Origin of the sequence: Niabella aurantiaca DSM 17617, from assembly GCF_000374125.1 — a bacterium.
Taxonomy (GTDB): domain Bacteria; phylum Bacteroidota; class Bacteroidia; order Chitinophagales; family Chitinophagaceae; genus Niabella; species Niabella aurantiaca.
The window spans coordinates 895,768-908,765 of sequence record NZ_KB893625.1; the positions used below are offsets into that span (position 1 = coordinate 895,768).

The following is a 12,998-nucleotide window of genomic DNA, read 5'->3' on the forward strand; positions in this document are numbered from 1 at the left end:
TAAAGCCTAATAAAATGAGAGTAAATAAAATTTTAGCAGCCCTGATGATTAGCGGAACCCTGTTCTCCTGCAATAAAATCCTGGATACTACTCCGCAGGATTTTGTAACGCCGAATCAGTATTATACTACGGAAGGCGAATTGCAATCTGCACTGGCTGGGGTGTACGACCGCTTAGGTGATGTTCGTATGTATGCGCAGGCAATGACCAGTTATATGGTGTTCAGCGACGAGTTTTTTATGAAAGGGCGCACAACGGGCATCCTTGCCAATATTATCGATGCGTCCACTTTGGAGATCAACCGGCATTGGGAATCTTTATACACAGGTATCGAGCGTGCAAATATGTTATTGGAAAATATTGACAATGCTGCCGGTGTCAGCCAGGAAAAAAAGAATGAGGTCAGAGGCCAGGCACTGTTCCTGCGTGCCTATTATTATTTTATACTGGTGGATGAATTTGGTCCGGTACCGCTGAAGCTCGCTTCAACGAAATCCCCGGAGGAAGAACCGTTGCCGGGAAGTCCTGTCAGGACCATTTATGAGCAGATCACAAAGGATATGAAGGAAGCTGCCACGCTGGTAAGATCTGTTACCGATTATGGTTATAATACAAGGATCACCAAAACCGCCATCCAGGGCATGTTGGCAAGGGTATATTTAACCATGGCAGGGTATCCGCTCCGCGATGTATCCAAATACAACGATGCGCGGGACTATGCAGACAGTGTGATTTCATCAGGAGCACACCGGTTAAATCCCAGCTTTCAACAAATATTTATCAACCATACAGCGGAAGTATTTGATGTAGGCGAATGCCTGTGGGAAGTGGAGTTTAAAGGCACGAATCAATCAGAGATCACGGAAGGAGGGATGATCGGTTCCTACAACGGCATTGTATGTTCCAATATCGATACCGGCTGGGCATATGATTATGTGCATGCTACTGCAAAACTGTATGATGCGTATGAACAGGCCGATGGCAGAAGAGACTGGACCGTAGCCCCGTTCCGCTTTGTAACAAGCGGCTCCACGGTGGTACGCACTCCCTGGCTGGCAACGCAAATATATGAGCGCAACCCGGGGAAATGGAGAAGGGAATATGAAACAACACTGCCACGGGTTCAGTTTTATACCGGCACCAACTGGCCGCTACTGCGCTATGCAGATGTGCTGCTGATGTTTGCCGAAGCGGATAATGCGATAAACGGTAGCCCGTCGGCCGAAGCATATGATGCCCTCAACCAGGTACGCCGGAGAGGATACGATGTTGATATTCATGCAGCAAATGCTGCCGTAGATGCCCCATCGGGAATGAGCAAGCAGGATTTCCAGGATTTTATTATGAATGAAAGGCTGCGGGAACTGGCGTTTGAGGGCTTGCGAAAACACGACCTGATACGGTGGGGTATTTATGTGTCTACCATGCAAAGCCAGGCGGGGATATATGCGGCAAACATACCAGCGGCACTGAGGGATCCTGCAGTGGCACAGGCGCAGCGTGTTACGGAGAGAAGCGTGCTGTTCCCGATCCCCAATAGCGAGCTGGCTACCAATTCGATGATCGATCAAAATGCCGGATGGTAATCAATTTATTAAGGTTAAATGAAATGACAATACAATGAATAGATATTTTATCCTCATAGTAGCGGTGCTGCTGCTCTCTTCCTGCCAGAAGCGTTATGAGCTTGTCACAATGGACACGGTTGCCGTTCAGCTGGAGAAGGACACTTATGCCGTAGGCGATACGGTTCGTTTTTTGATTAGCGGCAATCCGGACAATATGGTTTTTTGGTCCGGTGTACCCGGACATGTGTATGAATACCGCAACAGGACTTTTACGGAGGGCAATGTTCTTTCCCTTAATTTTAAAAGTTATTCTCAATATGGCCAGGTAGATCAGACCAATCTGAAAGTACTGGTATCAAATGATTTCACCGGGATCTATGATTCTGCGAATATTCGTTCGGCCACGTGGAATGATATTACCGACCGTGCTGTCCTGTCATCGGGAGCCGATCAGACCCCGTCCGGAGAGATCAGCCTGGATGATTTTGCTTCGGCCAATAAGCCGATTGCAATCGCCTTCCGCTATGTTACTTCAGTAGTAAAGCCGGCTACCACTCAAAACAGGTGGGTGCTGCGGTCATTTGATCTTAACAGCACCAACGCGGATGGAGACGTATCGTTACTGGCCAGTATGTCCACTGCGGGATGGACTTCCCGGAGTTTTGCAGGCACGTCATCAAACTGGGCAATCTCATCGTCTCAGTTGATCACTACAAGAAATTTTGCCGAACTGGATGATGACTGGGTGATCACCCGGCAATTCAATCCTAATAAAGTGTCGCCGGACCGGGGTGTTGCCATTAAGAACATTTCAGAAAATTTATCTGAATATACGGCCGTATATGACCGGCCCGGCGTCTTCAGGGTAACATTTGTTGTTACCAATGCAAATGTCAAAAGCCAGGTATCGGCAATAAAGGAATTTGATCTGCACATTACACCAACCCAGCAATAAAAGGATTTATTTTGAATATGGGTAAAACATTTCAATATTATTTGCTTCTTTTAACCACGGCGCTTACGGTGCACAGCACCACCTCGCTGGGCCAGAATAAAGACCTGCTTCAACTGAAAAATAAAAATCTGCAGGTAAGCTGGAGCCGGGGCAGGGAGGGATATGCGATTCAGGAATTGAAGGTCTTTACGGGGAATGACTGGTACCGGTTTCCCGAGCCGCTTGGCCGATATACCCTTCTTTATTCTCCTGAAAAGCCCGATACTGCGGCATTGCGCGTTACGGATGAACATGGAAAAGTCATTTCTTTTCCGGAGCCCGAATACAGGTATCTGATAGGGAAGTGGAGGGAGAGTACGTCTGCCGTTGCATTGAACCAGGCAGGAACGGCGTATTCTTTTTACCCTGGCACCGGCATATCCCGGGGGGATGCGCTTGTGTTTAAAAACACGAATGCGATTGCTTTTACAGAATCGGTATGGCAGCCGGATGCGGCAAATGGTAACGATATTGTGGTCCGTTTTTGTGTAAAGGCACGCAGGAATGGTTATTTTTCGATAGCTACGCCTACCCTGGTAAACGGGGACGCCCGCCGTTTTCAATGGGCGGTGATCCCGGGTATCTTACAGGGGAGCAGCGTGAACCACAATTTTGTGGATGCATATGCTTATGGCCACGGGGTTCCGGACAGGCCGGTGGTTGCGCGGGAACGGACTGCTTCCGCATTGACTTCCTTATTAACGAATAAAGATGGCATTACGCTTGCCGTAACTGCCGCTCCCGGTACGGGGCGGGATCCCTGGATCAAAGACCGGTCTACACAAAGTGACTGGCTGCTGGGGTTGTCGCTGATGAACCGGGAACGGGCGCTGACCCCTACCTTATACCATCCCGTCCTGGGAGAAAAGTATTCCTATCTGAAAGCAGGGGACAGCGTTGTGTTTCATTTCCGCTATACCATCCGGAAGGCAGACTGGTACACCGTATATCAGCATGTTGTAAATGACGTTTTTTCATTTGACAGGTTCCTGTCCTTAAAGCAAACGCGTCAATCCCTTTCTGACAGGGTGCTGCGGCTTTTGCAATATGTGAAGCATGACAGCACTTCCAGGTGGAGGACATTTGAATATAATGGGCTCACCATTGGAGCACAGGAATACCTGGGGGGTGTTTACGAATCCAGGAAGGATGCCATAAAAAATGCAGACTACGGCGCCATGTGGATGATGGCCGATATGACGGGGGATGCCGTTTTAAAAGATCAGCGGTTGCCGTATGCCTTGAATTTTAAACGTGCCCAGCAGCAATTAATAGATCCTTTCTTCAGAGGCGCTGCTGCCGGTCAGTATTACCTGCATGGCAGCAAACGCTTTACCGAAGAGTGGGGGCCTTATACAGAGCCGATCGCCACTACGTATTATTTGCTGATCGATGCGGGAAATATCCTGCTGTTCGACCCCGGGCACCCGGAATTGAAAAAAGAATTGCGCCTGGCCGCGGATTGGCTGCTGGGCAAAATGCATCCGGAGGGCTATTGGGAAATTGCGTATGACAATGCCACTCATAAACCTTTGTTCCGGGATGAACGTGATTACAGGCCTACATTTTACGGTCTGCTGGTTGCATACAGGATATTGAAGGATAAAAAGTTCCTGACGGGCGCGATCAAAGGAGCTGACTGGTTTGTTAAAAACGCGGTTGATAAGGGCTATTTTCTGGGGGTATGCGGCGATACCCGTTTTGCCCCGGATTTTGCAACGGGGCAGAGCGCGCAGGCCTTACTGGACCTGTTTGAGGTTACCGGCATGCAGCAATACAAAGAAGCTGCTTTAAAAGTAGCCCGCTTCTATACCACATCGGTTTATACGCACCCGGTTCCGTCCGTTAAAGTAAAAAAAGTAAAGGGGAGGGAAGTAAAGGACTGGGAGATCAGCCAGGCAGGATTGAGTTTTGAGCATGGGGGCATCATTGGGTCTGCCAATACCCACGGGCCGATATTGCTGGCCAGTCACGCCGGCATGTTTGTCCGGCTATACCGGTTAACAAAAGACCGCTTGTTCCTGAATATGGCACGGGCCGCGGCCTGGGGAAGAGATGCCTTTATTGATCCGCAGACAGGGGTGGCGTCGTATTACTGGAATGGAATGAACAACGGTGCAGGCCCTTTTCCACATCACGCATGGTGGCAAATAGGATGGATCATGGATTATCTGATCTCCGAAGCAGATATACGTTCAAACGGGCAGATCACTTTTCCGGCCGGGTTTATTGCACCCAAAGTGGGACCCCATCAAGCATATGGGTTTAAAAGCGGAACTATTTTTGGTACACCGGCAAAGCTGGTTTTAAAAGAAGGGAGCATCCATATGGACAACCCTTATATAGAAACGCTGACGGCGGTCAGTGATGATCAAAGAAGCTGTTTCTTCATATTGCAGAATAATAACATCCATGAACAATCAGTAAATATCTCCATCGATTTTTCTAAACTGTTTGCCGATGAGGCCGCCCCGGTATCTTCGATCGAATTATACAATAATGACGGCCGATATACTAAAATAAAGAAGGGCGGAAAACTTAAAGTGCATATCGGCCCGTGTGGTCTTAAAGCTATAAAAGTAAACACGAAATAGTGGCGGTCCGGAATATTGATGGTGTTGTGCGCAAATAAATTTTTCACAGTATGAATGGCGGCATCCGGCCGCTTAAGAATAGCGTTTTCTTACCGGAAGATTTGTTGAGGACCGGGAGAAAAAAGCTATAAGCATTCATTCGGGAACAGAGATAAGCGATCAAAAAAAATGTCAGTCATTTACAAAATATGGGCTTTGTTAGCGGTCTTCTGCCTTAGTAAGCAAACCCTGCTTTCACAAAATGATGTGTACCTGCTGGAAGCGGAAAGCTTTCAGTTCAAAGGTAAATGGATCACCGAGCGGGATAAGAACTGCCTGAATGGGTCTTTATTAAAATGCATCGGTGGTGAAAACGACCGGCTGTTGGACGCATTGAGCGTTCTGACCATAAAAGAAACAGGTACCTATACGGTTTGGATGCGAACCCCCGATTTTGCAGACAGGCCATCTACCCGGCAAATACAGCTATCAGTTGGCAGCCAGCTGATGGATCGTGCGGGGAAACATGGGAAAACAGGTTTTTACTGGGAAAGGGTAGGCTCCGTAAACCTGCGGCAAAAAGAAATTTTACTGCGGCTGCACAATTTTAATTACGGGCGTTGTGATGCTGTTTTACTGACAAAAGATGCGGCAGTTGATCCGAACAGTTTGTCGTTGGTCCAATTGGCAAAATGGCGGAAAAAACCGGCAGCGCAGCCTGTGTATGCGGATACACCGGACCGTTCAAGCGCCTATCTGCCGGTAACCGGTAAAGACACCGTTGTTGCATCCATCGAAAAGCACAATATACGCCTGGCTTTTGTAAAAGCTGCGGCGGCGAAAAATGCAATTGCCTGCCGAACGGAGGTGAAGGTCAATGGCCAATGGCGTCGCTTTCCCGGAGGGTTGGAGGATCATAAGATCTTCTTATTATATGCAGACAGTACATCGCTGTCGTTCAGCAAATACTTTCCTTCCTGGAACAGTAAGAAACGGCAAAGCTATTTTGTATTCGACGGCGCCAGGCAGCCTGTTGTAGCCGATGGCGATGATTTGGACCCTTTTAAAGCGGCGGATCTGAGCGAGGCCATACCCGTGGCGGTGCAGCAGGCAGATAAAGAGACCATCGCCGTTCATTACGTTACCCGTAATCATTCCGCCATTACCGGTTATTGGACCGTTTCGGAAAAAGGGTACCATTTAAACGTACGGCTGGTGTGTAAAACCGCCCGCGCCGGTTATTATAGTATGGCGGTTGCTGCATTCAGACCTGTTGCGGAAGCAGACCTGGGCAACGTAATGTTACCGCCGATGTATCAGTATAAAAGAGTACCCCCCAAACCGCAAATGCTTACCTCTTCTATGATGCAGCAGCCCCTGGCAATTACGGAAGCGCTTTTGAATGATCAGAAATGGGCCGTATTTATTAGCGGCGGCAACGCTATATTACCAAAAGACTGGGGAACTGCGGCGAATGCCACCATTGGCTTTTCGATCAAAAATCAGAAAAATGAGATCCAGCCGGTAGCGTTTGCACCGGTACTTGGAATGAAGGATTCCTGGTATGCAGCAAACGGATATATCGATAAAAGCTTTACACTTGGCCTGATGGCGGCAGGGTGGGAGCCGGCGCTTACCTATATTTCAGACAGTGTATTTAAGGTGACGGACTACCGCCGTCAAACACAGGTGTCGCTTACCAATACGGTCTTTAATATGATCGACCTGATCAATAATGATGCATATGGCGGATGGAGTGCAAAGCTTAAAGGTTTTTATGATATCGAAGGCAATCCGGAGACCGCACCTACGGTTGTTAATGCAACGCCGCTGGTGACCATGTCCCTTGCGGCCTTAACCAACAGCGAACAGCTGTATCTGACACGCGCATTGCCGGTTATCGAATATACACTTTCGAGAAGCGGTTACCGGTGGGCTACGGATATTGTTCCGACGGCTTACAATAACACCCTGAAAACGTTGGAATTAAACCCCTTTCGATCGCAGTTCACTACGTCCTATTACGCTGGGCTGGATCGTTTACTTGGCGGGCTCAATCCGTGGTTAAAGGAGATTGCGTTGCCAGGTGATCATCTCCGGCAGGCTACGGGCTATTCTACAAAGTTCATTCCCTGGATAGCCGCTTTATCAGCTTACAAGCTCACCGGTGCAACCAGATGGCTTGATTCGGCAAAGACTGGTGCGGATCAGTTTATCCGTCAGCAAGTCTATGTCAATACGAAAACGCCGCTGAGCCCAACGCCTTTTTATAACGCGTCTTTTTACGGCCCGTGGTGGAACCTGCTGGACCTCTATGAAATTACAAAGGATAAAAAGTACCTGGATGCGGCGGCCTATGGAAGCTTCTTTACCATTGCGGGCGTCCGGTCTTACCCTGCAGTAAAAGACAGCCTGATGGTGATTCACCCGGCTGGCAGGTTTGATGGCAATGACCGTATCTGGTGGAAGGGGAAACAGCAATACCGGCTGGGTTTTCCGAGAGTGCAGGACGACGCCCGGGAAAAGAAGGTTCCCGGCTGGCTGGTATCGCCCGTGGGGTTGGGATTTGAACAACCCTCAACCTATTATCTTACGGCAAAAGGGAAAAACGTGAGGCCGGTATTTATGAGTAGCTGGGCCCCCCATTTATTGCGGCTGTTCCAATACACAAAGAATAAGATTCATGAGACTTATGCCCGTAACGCGGTGATCGGCCGGTTCACCAATTATCCCGGATATTATGCTACCGGTTTTACCGATATCACCATGCAGCCGGATTTTCCTTATAAAGGACCCGACGTGAGCTCTATTTATTACCACCATATTCCTCCGCACCTGGCGTTCTCCCTGGATTACCTGATCACAGAAATGATACAACGGGCTAACGGGAATGTTGCATTTCCATACAGCAACCAGGAAGGGTTTGTATGGTTCGCCAATCGGATTTATGGAGGGGGCAAAGGCATGATCTTTGGCGACAAAGAAGCATCGTTATGGCTTAAAAAAGGGCTAATAGAAATCCAGAATCCGGCAATCAATTATGTTACGGCAGTTTCAAAGGACCGGCTATGGATACTGGTTTCCAGCGAAGCGCAAAAGGACGAACGGATAACGATCGGCTGGAATGCCAATGCAGGTACCGCGGCTAAAGGACCTTGCGCTATTTATGATGCACAGAATGTCCGGGAAGATCTTTCCTTTGAGAACTATCGTGTTTCGACAACCGTTCCGGCTAAAGGATTCAGGGCCATAAGTGTTCCTCTTGCTGCTTCCAGACCCAACACGGGCTATACGGCGTTGAAACAGGGCATGCAGGTCGTGGATGCGGGAGCACCCTGGGGAAAAGTTTTTTTGTTCCGTATCCGGTCTCCCTTTGGCTGGGATTCAGTTTATGGTTTTGCGGAAACCAGTCCTTTGAACGGGGCAGAGGTCCGTATAAGCTGCAACGGGCAAATGCAAACGATACCGGCATATCCTTACGAGTGGAGCTTTTACAAAATAAAAATGGAAGACGCGGCCAATATCTCCATTACGCTCAAAGACGCGCAGGGGAAAATAAAAACAGAAAAAATTGTACTAGATGGGAATTAAGCAATACCAGTTTTGTAAAATGGTGCTCGGGTTGGTGCTGCTGTTCATAACAGCTGGAGGCAATGCACAAACGGCTTCGGATGCCGATAAGATTGCTGCATCACAGTCGGGGGCTTCACCGCTGTTATTCAATGCCAGCATAAAAGAAATTCCATTGATCTCAGGGGGAAGCTTTTTTAATCCGGCGGAATGTACTGTCAGAAAAGGATTGCCCACTTTTTTTCGAAAACTGGATGGCCGGAAGCCGGTAACCGTTGCCTTTATCGGCGGAAGTATTACACAGGGTAATTATTGTTACCGTTTGCAAACAGCTAAATATTTGCAAACGACCTATGCACGGGTACCTTTTACCTGGATCAATGCCGGTGTATCCGGAACAGGTACCGATTTGGGCGCTTTCCGGTTAAAAGAGCAGGTCCTGGCTTTCAGACCGGACCTCATATTTATTGAGTTTGCCGTAAACGGAGCCTACCAGGATGGTATGGAAGGCATGATCCAGCAGGTGATAAAGAACAATCCTGAAACCGATATCTGCCTTGTGTATACCATTCTGACCGGGCAAACGCGGTTCTACCAGGAAGGAACCGTACCGGAGAACATCCGGCGGTTGGAAAAGCTGGCGGATCATTACGGCCTGCCCTCGGTTCATTTGGGTATGGAAGCCGCAACGCTTGAAAAAGAAGGCCGGCTGGTATGGAAAGGGGCGCAGGAGGAAGCGGGAAAGATCTTGTTTTCCAATGACGGCATTCATCCCTTGCGGGCGGGTGGAAATCTTTATGCGGCAGCCATTGCCAGGGGCTTTGCAAAGATGGAAAATCAAAAAGAGCCATTTCGGCACGTGCTGAAAGCCCCGTTAATAACGGCGGTTTGGGAGAATGCCCGGATGTACGATCCAAAGGATATCGCAACGTTCGACAGTCATTGGAAGATGATCAACACGGGTGATTCGCCATTTTTGAAAAAGTTCTCGAACTGGTTTAAGGATGTCGCCTACGCCGAAAGCGCTGGTGCATCCTTTAGCTTCAGCTTTAAGGGGGATCTGTTTGGTTTTTTTGATATTGGCGGACCGGAGGTTGGGCAATTGGAGTTTGAGATTGACGGCAAGCCGGTGCAGCTTGTGAAACGAACAATACCTGGCTTTACCTGCTATGAAGCCTCCGGAAGCGGGGGGGATAAAGCCTTGAACCGGTTTAATGTTTATTGCAATAACCGGTACCGGGGGCAGCACGACCTTATATTACTAAAGCCGGGCGTGCACCATGTTACCGTACGCATATCCCGGGAGAAAGCCGACAAAAAATCGATCCTGATCGCGGCCAGGTCTGAAGACATTGACCGGAATCCGGAAAAATATGACCGGACGGCTGTTTATATCGGCCGGATCTTATTACGGGGAAAGCCATTGAAATAAAATAATAATAGCAGGAGAAAAATAAAGACCGAATTATGCTAAACAATCGTATAAAAATATTCCTCATTTTGATCGGATGCGCCTGGTGCATTCCGGTAAATGGTCAGGCAACGGCCGGCAAGGATTTTAAAATTGTTTCAAAAGGGCGGGTATATCATTTTAAACCGGATTTTGTTGTTCTTTACAATGAAAAGGATCCGGAGCTGGCGTTAAAGCCCGCCGGAATAAAAAAGGTATCCTATAATGTTCCTACCTGGAAGGTGACCAGCGACAGCCTGGCGGATTACCAGCAGAAGGATGTAAGCAAAACGGTTGCGGGAGATGGGTTTGATGATAAGATCTTAAGAGGCGCCCGGCAGCGCAGGACGGCGAATATTTATCATGCGGGAACAAGCTATTTTATCACGGCAAAGACCATTACAGATACCCGGGACACGGTTGCGTTTATTTTTCCCGAGCATCCGGTGTTTACATTAAAAGCATGGATCCTCAAGAAAAGCCTGCCATATCCGCAAATACATTTTTTGCTGATCCCGAAGAAAGATGGATTTTACAGTGTAGGCTATACCGGTGCTCCTGCTTTCCGGATAAACCAGGTCGATGAATTGTGGCAGCCGCTAATATGGACGGAAAAACGGGCGCCTCAGCAGCCCTACCTTACACCTTCGTTTATGGCCACCATACCGTCTACCCTTGTAAATGACGGGTACAACTCGATAGGGGTCATGGCCGATTCAAAATATTTGCCGTTTCAACCATTGCCGCTGCTGACCAATAGCCAGTTTGGAATCGCGCTCGTCAATTTCAGGTCATTATTGCAGCCGCAGGTATTTGCTCCCATCCCCGGAGGCTTCAACTCCAAAATGACGACAGGCAACCGGTTTGGTTTTTCTATGAATCTGGTGGTAGAGCCATCCGGCATTACCGGTGCGTACGAGCAGATAGCCAAAAAGGATCTGGGTTTCAGGGACTATCGCACCAATGCTACTGTTTCCATGAATACCACTTTGGATAATCTGGTTGATTACTCTAAAACACACTTCGCGTGGTTTATCGATAGCCTGAAAGGGTTTGCCTATTCCACTGACGTTCCCGGGGCGGTAAAAAATGTTTCGAGCCTGAACCCACTTGAACTATCCATTGTCCGGGATGATAAGGAAATGTTTGAAAAACGTGCGTATCCATTAATGGAATTTATGCTGTCGCGGGAAAAATTCCTGTTTGCGCTGGACAGTACTCAGAAGATTCAGTCGCCTTCAAGAAAATTAAGAGGGCCGATCGCACCGCTTTCGGAGCTGGAGGTGTTGTACAATGTCTTTGGCAGGAATAATTCCTTTTACCCGGAAATGGCCAAAAAGGAATTTAACAGCTCCCGTATCCGCAACCTGGATGAGAAACAAAAAGGAAAGAACTGGGTAAATGCATTGTTCCTTTTTAAAATGACCGGCGATACGGCGTATCTGCGTTTAAGCAGAGAGCTGGCAGATATTTATTTGAAGCTGCGCGTGGACAAAAGAATTGAACAGTTCGGAGATCCCATGGCCAGCAGTAACTTTTTCTGGCCAACGTTTACCAATAACTGGTCGGCGCTGCTGGAATTGTATGAGCTGACGGGAGACGGCCGGTACCTGGCGGCCGCCCACGACGGTGCCCGGCATTATACCCTCTTTACCTGGATGGTTCCAAAGATCCCGGATAGCCAGATCACGGTAAATAAAGGCGGAAAAGCGCCGATGTACTGGTACCTGAAATCAAAGGGGCATCATCAGATGTATTATCCAGAAGAGCAGGTGCCCGCATGGCGGCTCTCAGAGATCGGGCTTACTCCGGAGTCATCCGGCACATCCACCGGGCATAGGGGTATTTTTATGTCGACCTATGCGCCCTGGCTGCTGAGGATCGGCTATTATACAAAAGATTCCTTTCTGATGAATGTGGCAAAGGCTGCGATTGTTGGCCGTTCAGAAAGCTTTCCGGGTTACCACATCAACACGGAAAGAACAACGGCCTATGAGAAGAAAGATTTTCCGCTGCATGAGCACAAAGATCAAAGCGTAAACTCTTTTCATTACAATCATATACTGCCTATGGCATCTATATTTATCGATTACCTTGTTTCCGATGCCTTTGTAAAAAGCCAGGGGAAGATCGATTTTCCCAATGAATACATAGAAGCCTATGCCTACATGCAAAATAAGATGTATGGAACGCAAAAAGGGAAGTTCTTTCAATCGGAAGGTGTGCAATTGTGGATGCCTGCACGGTTGCTGCGCATCGGCGATATCGCTTTAAACTATATCAGCGCAAAAAAAGGCGATACCCTTTTCCTGGCGTTTATGAACCAGTCGGCAAAAACGGTAACGACCGATGTTACGGTGAATCCTTCACTGGCGGTGTTGTCCGGTAGAAGATCCATCCGTCAACTTACCCCTTCTGCAGGGCAGCTGCCGGTCAAAGACAGTACGTTCCGGGTTGCCGTCGCCCCGGGTGGTTTGGCTGCCGTTGCCATTGCAGGCGCCCGGTTACAAACAAGCTTTCAGGACCTGATCCTTGAAAACAAAAAGGACAGGAGAAGCGACTATGCGCTGATCCGCGAAGGCGATGCCCGGGCTTTGTTATTTAAACTGGGCGCTTACGAGCAGCGGTTATTTGTGTTTCTGCAGGAAGATGACACAAAATGGAAGAAGGTCCGGTTGGTATATACGGTAAAGGGGGAAAAAGAAAAGGTGATGGATAAAAATGAGTACCCGTTCGAGTTTACGGCTCCCGTAGGAAAGGATAAGTCGGTCCGGTTCCATCTGGAGTTAACGGACCGTACCGGCAAAACGACACGGTCAAAAAGGGTGGTGTTGGGTGAATGA

6 protein-coding genes are annotated in these 12,998 nt (G+C 48.4%); all 6 read left to right on the forward strand.

All coding sequences use genetic code 11. The features are described 5' to 3' along the window. The first annotated feature begins 14 nt into the window (after nucleotides 1-14). The 6 genes from B160_RS0103840 (at nucleotide 15) to B160_RS0103865 (ending at nucleotide 12,998) form a co-directional block, all read left to right on the forward strand. Nucleotides 15-1,586, forward strand: coding sequence for a RagB/SusD family nutrient uptake outer membrane protein (locus B160_RS0103840; RefSeq protein ID WP_018626551.1), 1,572 nt, complete (start codon nucleotides 15-17; stop codon nucleotides 1,584-1,586). A gap of 34 nt (nucleotides 1,587-1,620) precedes the next feature. Beyond that, the gene (locus B160_RS0103845) at nucleotides 1,621-2,523 is read left to right on the forward strand and encodes a DUF5017 domain-containing protein (RefSeq protein WP_018626552.1); all 903 of its coding nucleotides are present in this window, start codon (nucleotides 1,621-1,623) and stop codon (nucleotides 2,521-2,523) included. Between the two features lie 17 nt (nucleotides 2,524-2,540). Continuing rightward, nucleotides 2,541-5,156 (forward strand): hypothetical protein, encoded by a 2,616-nt coding sequence (locus B160_RS0103850; RefSeq protein ID WP_018626553.1) that lies wholly within the window; start codon nucleotides 2,541-2,543, stop codon nucleotides 5,154-5,156. 168 nt (nucleotides 5,157-5,324) lie between these two features. After that, nucleotides 5,325-8,726 (forward strand): hypothetical protein, encoded by a 3,402-nt coding sequence (locus tag B160_RS0103855; protein ID WP_018626554.1) that lies wholly within the window; start codon nucleotides 5,325-5,327, stop codon nucleotides 8,724-8,726. Then, nucleotides 8,716-10,137: an SGNH/GDSL hydrolase family protein gene (locus B160_RS0103860; RefSeq protein WP_018626555.1), complete on the forward strand. Its 1,422-nt coding sequence runs from the start codon at nucleotides 8,716-8,718 to the stop codon at nucleotides 10,135-10,137. The genes B160_RS0103855 and B160_RS0103860 overlap by 11 nt, the downstream gene beginning before the upstream one ends. A 35-nt stretch (nucleotides 10,138-10,172) precedes the next feature. Further along, nucleotides 10,173-12,998, forward strand: coding sequence for a glycoside hydrolase family 88 protein (locus B160_RS0103865; RefSeq protein WP_018626556.1), 2,826 nt, complete (start codon nucleotides 10,173-10,175; stop codon nucleotides 12,996-12,998).

What these genes read in the sequence shown, in the direction of transcription:
- B160_RS0103850 (WP_018626553.1), top strand. Translation starts at nt 2,541, where the DNA reads ATGGGTAAAACATTTCAATATTATTTGCTTCTTTTAACCACGGCGCTT.
- B160_RS0103840 (WP_018626551.1), top strand. Translation starts at nt 15, where the DNA reads ATGAGAGTAAATAAAATTTTAGCAGCCCTGATGATTAGCGGAACCCTG.
- B160_RS0103860 (WP_018626555.1), top strand. Translation starts at nt 8,716, where the DNA reads ATGGGAATTAAGCAATACCAGTTTTGTAAAATGGTGCTCGGGTTGGTG.
- B160_RS0103865 (WP_018626556.1), top strand. Translation starts at nt 10,173, where the DNA reads ATGCTAAACAATCGTATAAAAATATTCCTCATTTTGATCGGATGCGCC.
- B160_RS0103845 (WP_018626552.1), top strand. Translation starts at nt 1,621, where the DNA reads ATGAATAGATATTTTATCCTCATAGTAGCGGTGCTGCTGCTCTCTTCC.
- B160_RS0103855 (WP_018626554.1), top strand. Translation starts at nt 5,325, where the DNA reads ATGTCAGTCATTTACAAAATATGGGCTTTGTTAGCGGTCTTCTGCCTT.